Below are 15,968 nucleotides of genomic sequence, written 5' to 3'. Positions count from 1 at the left end.
AGCGCAAGCTCGCGCAGGACATCGCCTCGCAAGCTGAGCTGGTCGCAAGCGAACTGGGTGAACCTTCAGGTGAGGTGAGTACATTGGCTGGGCTCTCTCCCCCCTTGCGGGGGAGAGTTGGAGAGAGGGGTGGCCACGAGCACCGCCCGAGCGGCTTACCCCTCTCTCCAACTCTCCCCCGCAAGGGGGGAGGGAACCCGTCCGCTCATGCGTCCCTTACGAATGCGGCAAGCAATGTTCTCCCCAGCGTCGTGGTGGCAAAGGACCACAACGCGATCCTGCTGCATGCCATCGACGAGGCCGCGGTGCGCGCGGGGCTGTCGATCGGGCTGCCGCTCGCCAATGCGCGGGCGATCTGTCCGGAACTCACCGTCTACGACGCCGATCCCGCCGCCGATCTGAAGACGCTGAACGACATCGCCGACTGGTGCGACCGCTTCACGCCGCTGGTCGCGCTCGACGCGCCTGACGGCCTGTTCCTCGACATCACCGGCTGCGCGCATCTGTTCGGCGGCGAGCGCGCGCTGCTGCAGATCGTCACCCATGCGCTGAGCCGCCGCGGCTTTGCCGTCAGTGCCGCGATTGCCGGCACCTCGATCGCGGCGCGCACGCTGACGCGTTATGCCTCGGGGCAGGTCATCGCCGATGGCGCGGAGGCGCGGGCGGTCGGCCCGCTGCCGGTGTCGGCGCTCGGCGCCGATCCTGCCGTCACCACCGGTCTGCGCCGTGCCGGGTTGAAGACCATCGGCGATGTCGCCGCGCGCGCGCCGCATGAAATCTCGGCGCGGTTCGGCGCGGCTTTCACTACTTTGCTCGGCCATGCGCTCGGGCGGGGCGATGCCCCGATCAGCCCGCGCAAGCCGCTGCCGGATTACATCGTCGAGAAGCGTTTCCCCGAACCGGTCGCGACCGACACCGTGATCGCGCTGACGCTCTCGAGCCTCGCCAAAATGCTGGTCGCGGCGATGGACAAGCAGGGCAAGGGCGCCCGGCAATTGGAAGCGAGCTTCTTCCGCACCGACGGCAAGGTCGCGGCGATCATGGTCGAGACCGGGCGGCCGGTGACGCGGCCCGAGATGATCGACCGCCTGTTCCGCGAGCGGCTCGATGCGCTGAGCGACCCGCTCGATCCCGGCTTCGGCTTCGATCTCATTCGTCTCGCCGCCGGCCGTACCGAGATCGTGGTGCAGCAGCAGCGCGACCTCGACGCGTCGGTGCACGACAATGACGAGGTCTCGGCGCTGATCGACCGCATCGCTGCCCGCATCGGGGGAAAGCGCGTCGTCGTGCACCTGCCGCTGGAGAGCCACGTCCCCGAACGATCGGCGCTGGCGCTGCCGGCGCAGCATCATCTGGCCGCGGCGAGCGCGGCCGCCTGGCCGGAGCGCGTCGCCGGCGAGCCGCCGCTGCGACCCTTGCGGCTGTTCGAGCGGCCCGAGCCGATCAAGGTGCCGTTCGCGAGTGTGCCCGACGGCCCGCCGCACCAGTTCACCTGGCGGCGCGCCTTGCACGCGGTGGTGCGGGTCGAGGGCCCCGAGCGGATCGCGATGGAATGGTGGAAGCAGGATGGCGCGGCGCTGACGCGCGATTACTTCCGCGTCGAGGACGCCGAGGGCCAGCGCTTCTGGATCTTCCGCGACGGCCTCTACGAGAGCGAGCTGCGCGACGAAGAGGGCAGGCCGGTCCCGGCCAACTGGTATGTGCACGGGCTGTTCGCATGAAACCACCCGTAACGGATTATGCCGAGATCGGCATCACCAGCAATTTCTCCTTCCTGCGCGGCGGCTCCGATCCGCGCGCCTATGTGCATCAGGCGAGCGAACTCGGGATTCCCGTGATCGGGCTTGCCGATCACAACACGCTGGCCGGCGTGGTGCGCGCCTGGAAGGAGCTCGACAGCGAGAAGGTCGCCCATCCGCCCAAGCTTCTGATCGGCACCCGCATCGTCTTCAGCGACGGCACGCCCGACATCCTGGTCTATCCGCGCGATCGCGCCGCCTATGGCCGGCTGTGCCAGCTGCTCACCCGCGGCAAGCGTGGCGACGACAGAGCGTTTTCCAGCGGAGTGGACGCCGGTTCGCGTGAAGAAAACGCGTCACAACAAGGATTCGTGCGGATCGAGAAGGGCGAGTGCCATCTGAAGCTCGCCGATCTCCTCGACTTCGCCGAAGGCCAGCTCCTGGTGCTGGCGCTGCCGCATCGTTTCGAGGAGGCAGGCACGCTCGATCTGCTTGCAAGGCTGAAGGCCAGCGCCACCGACGGCGTCTGGCTTGCCGCCAGCCTGCTCTATCGCGGCGACGACAGGCGCCGCCTCGCGCGGCTGCATGGTCTCGCCATTGACGCCGGTGTGCCGCTGCTCGCCACCAACGAGGTGCTCTATCACCATCCCGCACGCCGCCCGCTGCAGGACGTGCTGACCTGCATCCGCGAAAAGACCACGATCGAGGCGGTCGGCCGCAGGCTCGAGGCCAATGCCGAACGGCACCTCAAGCCGGCGCACGAGATGGTGCGGTTATTTCGTGACCTGCCGGACGCGATCGCGGAGACCATGCGCTTCGCTACGCGCATCTCCTTCTCGCTCGACCAGCTCAAATACCAGTATCCCGACGAGCCGGTGCCGCCGGGCAAGACCGCGCAGCAGCATCTGGAGGATTTGACCTGGGCCGGCGTCGACAAATATTTCGGCGGCGAGATCGACGACAAGCTGCGCGCCACCCTGAACAAGGAGCTCGCGCTGATCGCCGAGCTGAAATACGCGCATTATTTCCTCACCGTGCACGACATCGTGCGCTATGCGCGCAGCCAGAACATCCTGTGCCAGGGGCGGGGCTCGGCGGCGAATTCGGCGGTGTGCTACGTGCTCGGCGTCACCTCGGTCGACCCGACCAAGGTCGACCTGCTGTTCGAGCGCTTCATCTCCAAGGAGCGGCTGGAGCCGCCCGACATCGACGTCGATTTCGAGCACTCGCGGCGCGAGGAGGTGATGCAATATGTCTACCGCCGCTACGGCCGCCACCGCGCCGCGATCATCGCCACCGTGATCCATTATCGCCCGCGCAGCGCGATCCGCGATGTCGGCAAGGCGCTCGGGCTGACCGAGGACGTCACCGCGGCGCTGGCCGACACCGTGTGGGGCAGCTGGGGCAAGGGCCTCAACGACATGCAGGTGCGGCAGGCCGGGCTCGATCCAAAAAATGCGATGATCAACCTCGCGGTCGAGCTCGCCACCGAGCTGATCGAGTTTCCGCGCCATCTCTCGCAGCATGTCGGCGGCTATGTGCTGACCCAGGACCGGCTCGACAGCTACGTGCCGATCGGCAACGCCGCGATGGACGACCGCACCTTCATCGAATGGGACAAGGACGACGTCGACGCGCTTCACATGATGAAGGTCGACGTGCTGGCGCTGGGCATGCTGACCTGCATCCGCAAATGTTTTGACCTGATCGATGACCACAAGGGCAAGCGCTGGGAACTCGCCTCGGTCCCGCAGGACGAAAAGGAAGTCTACGACATGCTGTGCCGGGGCGAGTCGCTCGGTGTGTTCCAGGTCGAGAGCCGGGCGCAGATGAACATGCTGCCGCGCTTGAAGCCGCGCACCTTCTACGATCTCGTCATCGAGGTCGCGATCGTGCGTCCCGGCCCGATCCAGGGCGACATGGTGCATCCTTATCTGCGCCGGCGGAACGGCCAGGAAAAGGTCAGTTATCCATCGCCGGCGCCGGACCAGGGCGACAAGGACGAGCTCTACAATGTCCTGCACAAGACGCTCGGCGTCCCGCTGTTCCAGGAGCAGGCGATGCGGATCGCGATCGAGGCGGCGCATTTCACCTCGGAGGAGGCCAACGGCCTGCGCCGCTCGATGGCGACCTTCCGCAATCTCGGCACCATCGGCAGCTACGAGGAGAAGCTGGTCGGCAACATGGTGGCGCGCGGCTATGATCCGGACTTCGCCCGCAGCTGCTTCGACCAGATCAAGGGCTTTGGCTCCTACGGCTTCCCGGAAAGCCATGCCGCGAGCTTCGCCCAGCTCGTCTACATCTCCTCATGGCTGAAGCACCATCATCCCGACGCGTTCTGCTGCGGCCTGCTCAACTCGCAGCCGATGGGCTTTTATGCCCCGGCGCAGATCGTCGGCGACGCCCGCAACAACGGCGTCACGGTGCGCGAGGTCGATGTCTCCTTCAGCTTCGCACAGAACACGCTGGAGGAGAAGGTCGGCGATCACTGCGCGGTGCGGCTCGGCTTCCGCCAGATCGACGGGTTTCACTGGCTGGATGAGGATGAGGAGCGGTTGAAATCTCTCCAGCAGACGCTGCGTCGTGCAGGTGAGTCAGGGAGGCACGAATGGATGGGCTCTCTCCCCCCTTGCGGGGGACAGTTGGAGAGAGGGGTAAGCCACGACCACCGCCCGTGCGGCTTACCCCTCTCCCTAACCCTCCCCCGCAAGGGGGGAGGGAACCCGCCCACCTCCCGCGTGGCCTTGGACGGAGATGAGCTCGACTGGGCCGACCGCATCGTCGCCGCGCGCAACCGAAAACCCTTCACCTCGCTGGAAGACTTCGCCCGCGACACCGCGCTGCCCAAGCGCGCGCTGATCCTGCTTGCCGACGCCGATGCGTTCCGCTCGCTCGGGCTCGACCGCCGCGCGGCGCTGTGGGCGGTGCGGCGGCTGCCCGACGACGTGCCGCTGCCGCTGTTTCTGGCTGCCACCGCGCGCGAGCAGCCGGATGAAGGCGCCAAGCCGCTGCCGGAGATGCCGCGGCCCGAGCAGGTGGTCGCCGACTATCAGACCATCCGCCTGTCGCTGAAGGGCCATCCGATGGAATTTTTGCGCGAGATGTTCACCAAAGAGCGCGTCGTCGCCTGCCACACCATCAACCAGAGCAACGACCGCCGCCGCGTCCGGTGCGCCGGTGTGGTGCTGGTGCGGCAGCGGCCGGGCAGCGCCAAGGGCGTCGTGTTCATGACGCTGGAGGACGAGACTGGCATCGCCAACATCGTGGTGTGGCCGAAGGTGATGGAGCAGTACCGCAAGGAGGTGATGGGCGCGCGGCTGATCCTGGTCGAGGGCTATATCCAGAGCAGCCCCGAAGGGGTGACGCATCTGGTGGCGCAGCGCATGACCGACCGCTCGCACGATCTGATCGGCCTCGCCAATGAATCCCTGTCCCGCAAGCATCCGGTGCCGACGGGCCCGGCATTGATCGAGCCGCTCAACGACGACCGGCGCGACCACGGCGACAACTCGCCGCAAAAAATCCGCCACCCCCGCAACGTCCGCATCCTGCCGCCGTCACGGGATTTTCATTAAAAGGCTTTCAAGCCGATTGAATAAAACCGCCATATCCCCAACGTCGTCCTGGCGAAAGCCAGGACCCATAACCACCGAGCTTTGTTGTTGCAGGGATTGTGGCCCTGGCGTCATGCCGCATTTGGCAGCTGGGGTAATGGGTCCTGGCTTTCGCCAGGACGACATCAAATGAGCTGTGAACGTTTCGCTTCTCTAAAAATTCACCCGGTTCGAGATCGCGCCGTCGACGACAAGGTTCGAGCCTGTCGTGAACGAGGAGATCGGGCTCGCCAGAAACACCGCGGCGCTCGCGATCTCCTGCGGGGTCGCCATACGGCCGGTCGGATTGCGGGCCAGTGCGTCCTGGTACATCTTGGGCGCGTTCTGCTCGACCATGTTCCAGACGCCGCCCTTGAAATACACCGTGCCCGGCGACACCACGTTGACGCGGACCTTCTTCGCCGCGTATTGCCGCGCCAGTCCCTTCGCCATGTGCACCAGCGCCGCCTTGATCGGGCCGTAGGAGCCGGCGCGATCCGCCTGCGCCGCCGAGATCGACGAGATGATGACGAAGGCGGCGTCGCCGGTTTTCTCGCCGCTCGCCTCGAGGAACGGCCGCGCCGCCTCGAAGGCGTTTACCGCGCCGAGCACGTCGAGCCGGAAATTCTGCTCCCATGATGCCGGATCGCCGCCCTGGGCCATCGCGCCGGCATTGGAGAACAGCATGTCGATGCTGCCCAGCTCCGCCGCGACATCGCCAATCCACGATTTCAGAGCATCGCCGTCGGTGATATCGACAGCCTTGCCGGTGACGCGCACCCCGGCGGCCTTCAGCTCGGTGACGCTGGCTGCAACTTGCTCGGCATTGCGGGCGCAGACCGCCACGCCTGCGCCTTCGCCGGCCAGCGTCGCCGCGATCGCCCGCCCGATGCCGCGCGTGCCGCCGAGCACGACGGCGCTTCGCCCCTTCAAACCCAGATCCATTCGCGTGTCCTCTGCTGATGCGCGCGGACTGTAGCCTCCGTCGCAACGTTGCGCGACCTTGATTATTCCATCGCGTCACGCGATTTTCACTATAGCCACGCGAATATCGCGGTGCACCCAATCCGATCCCGCCTTGTGCGCCATGGACCAGTTGCTATCGTCCCGCCGCCCGGGCGATCGATCCGGGGCCTGCAACGACAACCATTCGGGAGCATTCCATGCGTTATCTCACTGCGCTCATCGGCGCGGCCTGCGTCGCGCTCGTCACGGCCACCGGTGCCTTTGCCCAGGTGCCTTCCAATCCCGACAATCCCAACGACGTCGTCCCCGATGCCCTCGCGCCGCCGCCCTATGGCGAGCCGATCAACCTCGAGACCGCCAAGAAGGTCGCTGCTGCGGCGGTCGCCGAGACCCAGAAGCGCAACTGGAATGCATTCTGCATCGCGATCGTCAATCCGGCCGGCGAGCTCGTCTATTTCGAGAAGCAGGACAACTGCCAATACGCCTCGATCGGCGTCTCCCAGCACAAGGCGCGCACCACGACGCGCTATCGCCGGCCCACGCTGACCTTCGAGAACCTGATCGGCAAGGGCGCTTACTTCAACTACCTCACGACGCTCGACGACGTGATCGCCTCGCGCGGCGGCAATCTCCTGATCGTCGACGGCAAGATCGTCGGCGCCATCGGCGTCAGCGGCGGCACCGGCTCGCAGGACAATGTGATCTCGCTCGCCGGCCAGGCCGGGCTGAAGTGAGGAAGCTTCGGAATCGCAGGGCGGGTTAGCGACGCGTAACCCGCCATCTTCACGCGGCAACAAGTTGGTAGATCATGTCTTCGGGTATTTCACCCTGTGGCGCCTGCCGGACTATCGCACGGCAGGCGCCTTGCCAATTCCATAGGATTTGAACCAACCTCCTAAACCGGCCGAAAGGAGCGGCACGCTATCGTCATCAGCGGACCACGCCGGCGACGCAGAGGGCATTTGCCGCAGCATTTGGGCAGGCAACACGATATGCGCGGATCGGCAGTCGCAAAACCGCCGATGCCGAAGCCGCCTCTCATCGATCGGCTGTTCATGCGCTTCTCCAGAAACCGGACCATCGACGGTCTGTGGGTCGGAACCAGCGAAAGCAAGCCGCATCCTGCCCTGCATCGCGTGCTGGAGGCGCTCGCCCTGATCAAGTGGCACAACGCGCTGCATTATTCCCGCGTCATCAGCAGGCTCGACCGGGTCTGGGTGCATCTGATACCGAGCGCGCAGGCGCATTACGATCAGCCGCTGAATGCCTGCGTGCTCGATGAGCGCTATGTGCTCGATGAGACGATGACGACAGCCCGGATCGCGTCCACCATCGTCCATGAAGCGACCCATGCGAGGCTCGAGGGCCGCGGCATCCTTTACCACGAGAAGGATCGATATCGCATCGAGGCGGTCTGCCTGCGGCGCGAACTGAACTTCCTCGCAGCATTGCCGGACGCCGAGCCTCTTCGCGAGCAGGTTGCCCGCTCAATCGAGTGGTGCGCCAGCGATCGGGAGTATCTGTCCGACTCCAGGTTCGAGCAGCGTGAGGAACAGGGCCAGATTGAAACCATGCGCCACCTGAATGTCCCGAACTGGTTGATCAGATTTGCCTTGTGGGTGGTCCGGAAACGGCGGTCACGCCGCTCGGCAGCCGGTCATGGCAACGATCCAGAGCCAGCTGCGATGGCCTCGCGCGGCGGCGATCTCCTGATCGTCGACGGCAAGATCGTCGGCGCCATCGGCGTCAGCGGCTCGCAGGACAATGTGATCTCGCTCGCCGGCCAGACCGGGCTGAAGTGAAGTCACGCCGTGATGCGTCTGCCGGGCTTCCGCCCGGCGGAAGCTGCCTCCGATGCTGTCAGCCGATCTTTTGCAGATAAATGGGTACGACTATTCCAAGCATCGGATAGTTTCCGCTCATGGAATTTCCGGAGAGTGTCAGATCCAGGCTGACGCGTCCAAGAAAGCTGCTGTCGAAGTCCACGTGGACTTGATCATTTTGAAGCGTGGCGCGTCCTTGACCGGAGGTTCCGATCGCCGACGTCTCCTCGAAACGATAGCCTTGTGCGTCCTTGATGAAACGCCATGTGCCGTTTGATGTCCTCCAGACCCCCTCGAGCAGATCAGTGTTCGGTGTTGCTGGAGCCGGCGCCGGCGTTCCTGCAGCTGGTGCCGGCGTGGCCGTTCCAAAGGGAGGCACGAATGGTGGCGTGGGGAATGTCGGCTGGTTGATCTGCGTCCACTTGTCGAGAATGTATTGGCCAGTAGAAGGAGGCAAACCCGTAACATTAGGAGGAAGCTTGGTCATGGAATGTCCTCGTTGTGCGTGGATAGGTTGCTGCAAAGAACCGGCTAGCCGAACAATTCTCCCGGTACGTATGGTGACAACCCGAAGCGCAAGGCGCTGCCATGCGGCCAAGGTGTCTTCGAGCCTTCAGGCTAGTTCGCAATCTTGCCGAACTTGGTGAGCAGGGGATCGATGACTTTCACGACCAGCTCGGGGCTGGCCGCACCCTTGCCGGCTTCCCATGCTATCTGACCGTTCACGTCCTTCTTGATCGACAGCGTCGTCGTTGCGACCACCAGGGTTAGATTGATGATCAAGCCCAGCGTAACGATGGGATTGATACTGAGGGTGTCAGCGTTGCGAACTTCCTCCCATGCTTCCAGCAGGAAGGGTTCAAGCTTGGGATCTGCGGCGTATGCGAGCAACAGCGGCCTGATGACGGCGTCATCCTCGGCGGAAATCCGTCGTTCTGACGATCCGGCGGCAAGCTTGATCAACGGCTGCACTTCCGAGACCGCGTCGGCGTTGGCTCGGATCGCATCGTGGGGAATGCGAGAATAGACCAGCTCGAAAAGAGCTTCGGCAACTCTCACGACTTCGACCGGTTTCAAGCCGTCGACGATTGCCTTTGGGTTGTTTCCATCCATGATCCTGCTCCTCGCGTCTACCTGAAATCGCCCGTCAGGCTGAAGGCGGTCCATTTGTTGAGAGAATTCGCCGCACGGTCATCGCCCAACAGTTCGAGCATGGCCGCCCGGTGGGCAACAGCGCGCGGCTGCTTCTGCCGAATCCACTTGTCATAAAACATCGTAAAATATGCGGCCGCCGCAGCCGCACTCACATTCCAATGGGTGGATATGAGACTGGAAGCGCCCGCTTGTATGAACGCCCAATCAAGGCCAAGCGCGTCACCCGCAATACCTTTCTTTGCAAGGCCGCTGACGCAGGCCATAACCGAGACGTGGCTGCCTGAAAGGTCTACGCCCGTAGCGACGATCGATTCCGGCGTGAGTTTGCCGTCGTAAGGTCCTGCTTCCGCCCGCAGACGACCTGGCAGGCCGGCCTCATCTGAAAGGTAGAGACCAGAGTTCGCAAAGGGGTTCGCGCCATCCTGCGGAAAGTAGCCGTGAGTCGAGAAGTGAACCAGCCGATGTTGCAGGGACTCTCGATTGACGCTCTGCGGAGTTGCTTGGGTGCCTTGCAGCGCGTTCCCTTTCCGGCAGTTCAAATTGAGCCATCGAAGCGGCGCTTCGATGCTTTCCATAAACTGAGCGTCTTGTTGCTCATCATCCAAGGGAACGGCAATCGCAACGTAGGTGTCTGGCGGCGGAGCCTTCGGTTTGCTCAGCACCAGATCGAGATGGAAGGCGGAATGCACCCGTGACAACGAAAAAGTGTCAATGAGCATTCTCTGCTGGAACCGAAGATAATGCAGAGGAATGTTGTGAAGCTGGTCATCCGGTGAATAGCAGATATGGTCGCCTTTGCGCAGCACGGATGTCTCGAGAAGCTCGCCCAGCCACGCCACAAGCGGAGAAAACATGGCTTGAAGGTTCGCGGAGATGCCACCGTTGACCTGCGGCTTGTTCCAGCGCCTGGGGTCCACGATTTCCTGCGTGTCTCGCAATGCCTCGCTGGATATCTCGATAGGTTTGGGCATGCAGATGTTGCCTTGCCTCGTAACCAAGATTGCGTACACGCGCGTGTCGTCGACAAAATAAGTGAGGTAGTGGAAGTTATCACGAGATGTGAGTTTCGGCAGCGATGTCACGCAGCTGTAAGTGGTGGCGTCGCTCACCACTGTGCCGGCTTTCTGTGTTAGCCGATCCGCAATCGCACGTCCCTTTGAAGCTTCGATTGCTACGAGAAGGTCGGCCGGCCGATTGGCACGTTCAAGGTATTCGCACGTGGCGCCGAACAGATGCGGATGGGCAGCAAAAACGCCGCCGCGCTTGCGTGGATCTTTGATGCCGTCCCGCATGCTCTCCAAATTCATGCGCAAGTTGATCAGCACATCGGCAGCTTCCGATATGTGATCGAGGCGGCTATGGCAAAGGTAAAGCCCCCACAGCGCTTCGTTTTCAAGCCCCGCCTGCTTGTTCTCTCTTGCCCACGAGAGGCAAGAGGTCAGAATTTCGAGCGACTTTCTGATTTCTTCCTTCGATGGGCGTCCAATGAAGATGGTGGATGCCTTTTGAATGCGATGCCGAACCACAATGTCCGAACTCAGCTCGGCGGACGCAATTCGCGGTAACACTTTATCGATAGTTTCAACCAAGCCTTTGGGATCGCCTACCTGCGGCACATTATTGCTGGTGCCCCTCACGGTCACCACGTCAACCTTGATCGCTGCGATCTGCTCCCTTAGACGGCGAGCTCCCATGTGCTCGTTCAATGATGCGTCCCGGAGAATGAGTTCCGCCTCATCGACCCGTTTCAGATTGAGAAGAGCATTTGCTCGCCTGACTTTGAGGCTTGGCAGATTGTCGCGATCGTTCAGTTGCGTGTAGAGGTCGATGTATCGTGCCGTGGCACGGAGGACTTCATCCGACCGACCCAGCAACTCCAGAGCCGTGCAATGACTGTCCGCGAGGCCCGACAATGTCGACAAGACCAGTTCGCGGTTTCCAGTTTCCCATAGCTCGAGTGCGTATTCGTGCGTTGCTGCCGCAAGTGCGGCTCCGTACTCGGGAGAACGACCGGCGCAATATTCGTAGATTGTCGTCTGGATCGCCGCGATCACTCGGCTGGGATTTGTTGATTTTGCCGTGACTCTGATCTGGTCGAAAAAACGACTGCTGGTCAGGGTGGCCAACAATTCGTCCCGCGCTTCGACGGCATCGGATCTCAGGAGGAATCTCAATCTCTCGATGGTGGGGATCAGTGTCATCTACGTCACCAACAAGCAGGAACGACGGCGAGACAGAGTAAGAGAGGATCGGATTACGCGGCTGGATTCGGTTTCGATCGACTTGATTCAGAACGGCAGCAATACGTCCTGGTCTCAGCAGTAAGAACGGTCGGCGGCGGTCAGTGCGGCTCGTCGAGATTGCTTCGATCTGCAGGAGTGCGCTTCTGATGCACGTTCGCGGAGGTGCTGGCGGCTTCTTGCGCAGAATGCCACACGGCCAGCTGAGGTTGTGTGAAGCCATTCACTTTTTGATAAGTTTGGCGCTTTGGCTTTATCGTTGGCTTGTAAAGAATGTCCATTTTTAGCGATGCGTGCTGATGGAGCGCGTCGGCGGCGGTCCATCAGTCTTTTCAATCTGACTGGGCAAATCTCTGCGGCTGCAAGCCTTGCAGCGCGTCGGCGGCTCGGGCCGGCGAAGACAATCGGCCACTCGATCTCATGGCGCGAGCCGTTGATCCGGGCGCAATGTTATTCGGATTTTCGTAATTTATCTTGACATCCGACCCAACTCAGATGTTCAATGCGTCCATCTCACCCGATCGAGGGGCGCTTCGCGGTCGTCACGAACGCGGGTCGGGATGCGGTGGACGCGAATTGCGCAACTGACGAGTGCGCATGACGCGGACGGTGAAGTCGTGTGGTCCTGACGCCCTGGTGGCAGGTGTCTTTTCCGATTGCGCAGGTCGCGCGTTGCGAAGACGGTGACAAGCAAGCCCAGTCTCGCCGGGGAGAGCACGAAGTAAGCCGTAGCCCATCGCGCAGGGAAAGCCGGATTGCTCCGGTTACACCTGTGGTCCTACCCCCGTGCTTTCTACCTTTTGCACGGGGCCCATGGGTGCGATCGGCACCCGGCTTTCCCTGCGCCCTCTGTTCAAAGGAGGGCGGCAAAACGAAGCAAACCTCGGACGGATCACGCCGCGAGAATGCTGACACGTGGCTTACACGTGAATGCTGACACGAAGCTGACAAGCGCTTCAAATTCGGTGTCGTCCCGGGCAAGCGAAGCGCGACCCGGACCATAACCACAAATGTTCATTGTCTCGAGACGCTGGGGCCACAGCGTCGTGTAACGATGACCATCCGTGGTTATGGGTTCCTGCTTTCGCAGGGACGGCGGTTGAACGCGGGCTTGCATTCGCAGGTGGATGAATTCTTCAGCAGCTGCACACTATTCCACCGCGGCACCCACCGGCGGTCCGCCCGGCGGCCGATGCAGGAAGGTGATCGATGCATAAGCGCCGACCCAGGAGCCCGCTGCGGCGAAGGCGACATACACCCAGTTTTCGGTGTAACTGATCACCGCGTAGGATGAGAGCAGATACCAGATGCTGCTCCAGGTCGCCGCCGGCACGCGCTTGCGTGACACGACCGCCGAGGTGAACATGACATAGACCGCGTCGGTGGCCGCGGTTGCGACGAAGACGGCACCGGCCGTGATGGGATCGATGGCAGCCATTGCAACTCCTGTGTGGGTCGGGCAGAAGGCATGAACCGGAAAACTGTGAAGCGGTCTTCCGAGAAGATCATGCCCAAACCAGAGATGGGCGGAGCCAGACATGACGCATGAGATCGGGCACCGCCTTCTTGTCATCATGCTCGGGCATAGAATAATCGCAAACGGGAATGCGCATGCAGGGCATCCGTGAAATCCTCTCCGATGTCTGGACCGGCGCCGGTGGCGCACCGGCCGCGCTCGACGCGGTCACGCTGACCGGCAGCGAGCCGCAATTGCCGTCGTCGTTTCGGGTCGCGGCGGCTGCGCAGGTGCCGATCGCGGCAGCCGGCCTTGCCGCGGCCGAGATCTGGAAAGCCCGCAGCGGCGAAGCGCAGGGCGTCGCGGTCGACATCCGCCATGCCGTCGCCGAATGCCGCAGCGAACGTTATTTGCGGGTCGACGACAAGCCGCCGCCGCCGGCCTGGGACAAGATCGCCGGCGTCTATCGCGTCCGCGACAACCGCTTCGTCCGCCTCCACACCAATTTCCCGCATCATCGCGATGCGGTCTGCAAGGTGCTCGGCTGCAACGCCGAGCGGGACGAGGTCCAGGCCGCGCTGCTGCAATGGGACGGCGAGGCGTTCGAGACCGCGGCCTATGCCGCCGGCGGCGTCGTCGCCTTGATGCGCTCGCATGACGAGTGGTCGGCGACGCCGCATGCCGAAGCACTGGCAAAGCTGCCGCTGATCTCGATCGAGAAGATCGGCGAGGCGGCGCCAAAGCCGTGGCCCGCCGGGGACCGGCCGCTGGCCGGCATCCGCGTGCTCGATTTGTCGCGCGTGATCGCCGGTCCCGTCGCCGGCCGCACGCTGGCGGCGCATGGCGCCGACGTGCTGCTGATCTCCGGTCCCGACCTGCCGGCGATCCCCTGGCTCACCATCGACACCGGCCGCGGCAAGCTGACGAGCTTCGTGGAACTGCGGAGCGAGCAGGGACGGCGCGTGATGCGGGGGCTGGTGGCGCAGGCCGATATCCTCTCGCAGGGCTATCGTCCGCAGGCGATCGCACAGCTCGGTTTCTCGCCGGAGGACGCGGCGCGCATCAATCCCGGGATCGTCTATGTGACGCTCTCGGCCTATGGCCATGCCGGACCGTGGGCGGGGCGTCGCGGCTTCGACTCGCTGGTGCAGACCACGACCGGCTTCAACCATGCCGAGGGGCAGGCGGCCGGCACCGACGGGCCGAAGGAATTGCCGGCCCAGATGCTCGACCATGCCACCGGATATTTCATGGCGTTCGGCGCCATGATGGCCAAGGCCCGTCAGGCGCGCGAGGGCGGCAGCTGGCACGTCCGGGTATCGCTGGCGCAGACCGGGCGCTGGCTGTGGAATCTCGGCCGTATCGGAGGCGGCCTTGCCACCGAGGATCTCAAGGCGGACGCCGTGCAGCCCTTCATCGAGCAGTTGCCGTCCGGCTTTGGCATGCTGAGCTCGGTCCGGCATGCGGCTGTCCTGTCACGGACCCCGGCCCATTGGTCCCGCCCGGCCATGCCCCTTGGCAGCGATCCCCCGGAGTTTCCCGGATGAGACATTCAGCTGCCATTCAGGCTATCCGAACTTTAACGACACGCACCGCCGAAGTGCGATTTTTATGTTGTTTGAAATGCCAATTCGGCACTATTAGCGCACCGCTGGGGCTGTCCCGCCGGAAGCTGCAACGATCGACCCTGCGGACCGCATGCTGAGAGAGTTTACCAAGAGAATGCAGAGCTTTAGCCGCCCGCGCCTGGTCGTGGCCGCGGCGCTGCTGGCGGTCGCCTGCGCCGGCGCCTACGGCTACACGCGTTTCGGCTCCGAAAACCAGACATCTTCGGAAGTCTCGAGCCAGTCGCGCAAGGGCGGCACGCGCTACACCCCATCGCCGGCCGAGTGGGCCAGCCTGACCTTGCAGGCCGTCGCCGAGCACACCTTCCGCTCCGAGCTGGTGACCGAGGGCAAGATCGGAATCGATGAAGACCGCTCCACGCCGGTTTACTCGCCCTATACCGGGCGCGTCACCCGCCTGCTGGTGCGGCCGGGCGATGCCGTGGTGAAGGGCCAGCCACTGTTCGTGATCGAGGCGGCCGACACCGTGCAGGCGCAGAACGACTACGTCGCCGCGATGACCGGCCTCAACAAGGCGCAGTCGGCGCTCGACCTGGCGCAGATCCAGGAGAAGCGTGCCAAGGACCTGTCCGAAGGCAAGGCGATCCCGCTGAAGGATTATCAGACTGCGCAGGCCGCGCTGGTGCAGGCGCAGAACGATGCGCGCTCGGCGCAGACGCTGCTGGAAGCGGCGCAGAACAAGCTGCACATCCTCGGCTTCGGCGACGACGCCATCACGACCTTGCAGCAGAAGGGCCGCCTCAATCCGGAGACGACGGTGTATGCGCCGCTCGCCGGCACGGTGGTCCAGCGCAAGGCCGGTCCCGGCCAGTATGTCTCGACCGGTGCCAGCGACCCGGTCTATGTGATCGGCGATCTCTCGACGGTCTGGCTGATCGCCTTCGTGCGGGAATCCGATTCGGACAGTGTCGCGGTCGGACAGGAGCTCAGCTTCAGCGTGATGGCGCTGCCGGGCAAGGTGCTGAACGCCCGGGTCAACTATGTCGCCGCCGCAATCGACGCGACGTCGCGCCGGCTCCTGGTCCGCGCCACCATCGACAACGCCGACATGCGGCTGAAGCCGGAGATGTTCGCCAACGTGACGCTGTATTCGAAGGGCGATCATCCGGCGGTCGGCGTGCCGAAGCAGGCGCTGATCTACGAGGGCGATCAGGTTCGCCTCTGGGTCGCGCGGCCCGACGACAAGACGATCGAGCTGCGCCAGATCAAGCCCGGCCTCATCAATGGCGATCTCGTCGAGGTCGCCGGCAACCTCAAGCCTGGCGAGCAGATCGTGACGAAGGGAAGTCTCTTCATCGACCGCGCCGCGTCCGGCACCTAAGACGCATGATCCGGAAGAAGGGAAACCGGCGTTCCGGATCGACCATGCTC

Annotated in this window: 11 protein-coding genes; 6 read left to right on the top strand and 5 right to left on the bottom strand. The window is 63.5% G+C overall.

Annotated features, from left to right (window positions below; all coding sequences use genetic code 11):
* Positions 1–251: 251 nt before the first annotated feature.
* Together BRSPCE3_RS04710 and BRSPCE3_RS04705 are read left to right on the top strand one after the other, a co-directional pair.
* Positions 252–1,721 (top strand): DNA polymerase Y family protein, encoded by a 1,470-nt coding sequence (locus tag BRSPCE3_RS04710; protein ID WP_244064518.1) that lies wholly within the window; start codon positions 252–254, stop codon positions 1,719–1,721.
* Positions 1,718–5,314: an error-prone DNA polymerase gene (locus BRSPCE3_RS04705; RefSeq protein ID WP_244064516.1), complete on the top strand. Its 3,597-nt coding sequence runs from the start codon at positions 1,718–1,720 to the stop codon at positions 5,312–5,314. Before BRSPCE3_RS04710 ends, BRSPCE3_RS04705 begins: the two co-directional genes overlap by 4 nt.
* A 192-nt stretch (positions 5,315–5,506) precedes the next feature.
* On the opposite strand, the gene BRSPCE3_RS04700 is transcribed toward BRSPCE3_RS04705, so the two are convergent.
* The gene (locus BRSPCE3_RS04700; RefSeq protein ID WP_244064515.1) at positions 5,507–6,277 is read right to left on the bottom strand and encodes an SDR family NAD(P)-dependent oxidoreductase; all 771 of its coding nucleotides are present in this window, start codon (positions 6,275–6,277) and stop codon (positions 5,507–5,509) included.
* A 218-nt stretch (positions 6,278–6,495) separates the two neighbouring features.
* Here BRSPCE3_RS04700 and BRSPCE3_RS04695 point away from each other — a divergent pair, with 218 nt between their 5' ends.
* Together BRSPCE3_RS04695 and BRSPCE3_RS04690 are read left to right on the top strand one after the other, a co-directional pair.
* Entirely contained in the window at positions 6,496–7,032 is a 537-nt protein-coding gene (locus BRSPCE3_RS04695) for a heme-binding protein (protein WP_244064514.1), read from the top strand.
* 258 nt (positions 7,033–7,290) lie between these two features.
* Positions 7,291–8,100 carry a heme-binding protein gene (locus BRSPCE3_RS04690; RefSeq protein WP_244064513.1) on the top strand — a complete coding sequence of 270 codons (810 nt, stop codon included), beginning with the start codon at positions 7,291–7,293 and terminating at the stop codon, positions 8,098–8,100.
* Positions 8,101–8,158: 58 nt separating this feature from the next.
* On the opposite strand, the gene BRSPCE3_RS04685 is transcribed toward BRSPCE3_RS04690, so the two are convergent.
* From BRSPCE3_RS04685 to BRSPCE3_RS04670, 4 genes are all read right to left on the bottom strand, one after another.
* Positions 8,159–8,608, bottom strand: coding sequence for a hypothetical protein (locus tag BRSPCE3_RS04685; protein ID WP_244064512.1), 450 nt, complete (start codon positions 8,606–8,608; stop codon positions 8,159–8,161).
* Positions 8,609–8,739: 131 nt separating this feature from the next.
* A complete protein-coding gene (locus BRSPCE3_RS04680) occupies positions 8,740–9,234 on the bottom strand; it encodes a hypothetical protein (RefSeq protein WP_244064511.1) in 495 nt (164 codons plus the stop codon).
* 17 nt (positions 9,235–9,251) lie between these two features.
* Positions 9,252–11,477 carry a CHAT domain-containing protein gene (locus BRSPCE3_RS04675; protein WP_244064510.1) on the bottom strand — a complete coding sequence of 742 codons (2,226 nt, stop codon included), beginning with the start codon at positions 11,475–11,477 and terminating at the stop codon, positions 9,252–9,254.
* Positions 11,478–12,666: 1,189 nt separating this feature from the next.
* Positions 12,667–12,954: a hypothetical protein gene (locus tag BRSPCE3_RS04670; RefSeq protein WP_244064509.1), complete on the bottom strand. Its 288-nt coding sequence runs from the start codon at positions 12,952–12,954 to the stop codon at positions 12,667–12,669.
* 173 nt (positions 12,955–13,127) lie between these two features.
* On the opposite strand from BRSPCE3_RS04670, the gene BRSPCE3_RS04665 reads away from it, so the two are divergent.
* A complete protein-coding gene (locus tag BRSPCE3_RS04665; protein ID WP_244064508.1) occupies positions 13,128–14,519 on the top strand; it encodes a CoA transferase in 1,392 nt (463 codons plus the stop codon).
* Positions 14,520–14,670: 151 nt separating this feature from the next.
* Complete coding sequence (locus BRSPCE3_RS04660; protein WP_244064506.1) at positions 14,671–15,918, top strand: efflux RND transporter periplasmic adaptor subunit; 1,248 nt, start codon at positions 14,671–14,673, stop codon at positions 15,916–15,918.
* The last annotated feature ends 50 nt before the right edge of the window (positions 15,919–15,968 follow it).

This window comes from Bradyrhizobium sp. Ce-3, from assembly GCF_022835695.1.
Lineage (GTDB): Bacteria > Pseudomonadota > Alphaproteobacteria > Rhizobiales > Xanthobacteraceae > Bradyrhizobium.
This window is presented reverse-complemented; position numbering and strand designations above follow the sequence as displayed.

Coding starts and splice junctions, on each gene's coding strand:
- BRSPCE3_RS04705 (WP_244064516.1), top strand. CDS start 1,718: ATGAAACCACCCGTAACGGATTATGCCGAGATCGGCATCACCAGCAAT.
- BRSPCE3_RS04700 (WP_244064515.1), bottom strand. CDS start 6,277: ATGGATCTGGGTTTGAAGGGGCGAAGCGCCGTCGTGCTCGGCGGCACG.
- BRSPCE3_RS04695 (WP_244064514.1), top strand. CDS start 6,496: ATGCGTTATCTCACTGCGCTCATCGGCGCGGCCTGCGTCGCGCTCGTC.
- BRSPCE3_RS04690 (WP_244064513.1), top strand. CDS start 7,291: ATGCGCGGATCGGCAGTCGCAAAACCGCCGATGCCGAAGCCGCCTCTC.
- BRSPCE3_RS04685 (WP_244064512.1), bottom strand. CDS start 8,608: ATGACCAAGCTTCCTCCTAATGTTACGGGTTTGCCTCCTTCTACTGGC.
- BRSPCE3_RS04680 (WP_244064511.1), bottom strand. CDS start 9,234: ATGGATGGAAACAACCCAAAGGCAATCGTCGACGGCTTGAAACCGGTC.
- BRSPCE3_RS04675 (WP_244064510.1), bottom strand. CDS start 11,477: ATGACACTGATCCCCACCATCGAGAGATTGAGATTCCTCCTGAGATCC.
- BRSPCE3_RS04670 (WP_244064509.1), bottom strand. CDS start 12,954: ATGGCTGCCATCGATCCCATCACGGCCGGTGCCGTCTTCGTCGCAACC.
- BRSPCE3_RS04665 (WP_244064508.1), top strand. CDS start 13,128: ATGCAGGGCATCCGTGAAATCCTCTCCGATGTCTGGACCGGCGCCGGT.
- BRSPCE3_RS04660 (WP_244064506.1), top strand. CDS start 14,671: ATGCTGAGAGAGTTTACCAAGAGAATGCAGAGCTTTAGCCGCCCGCGC.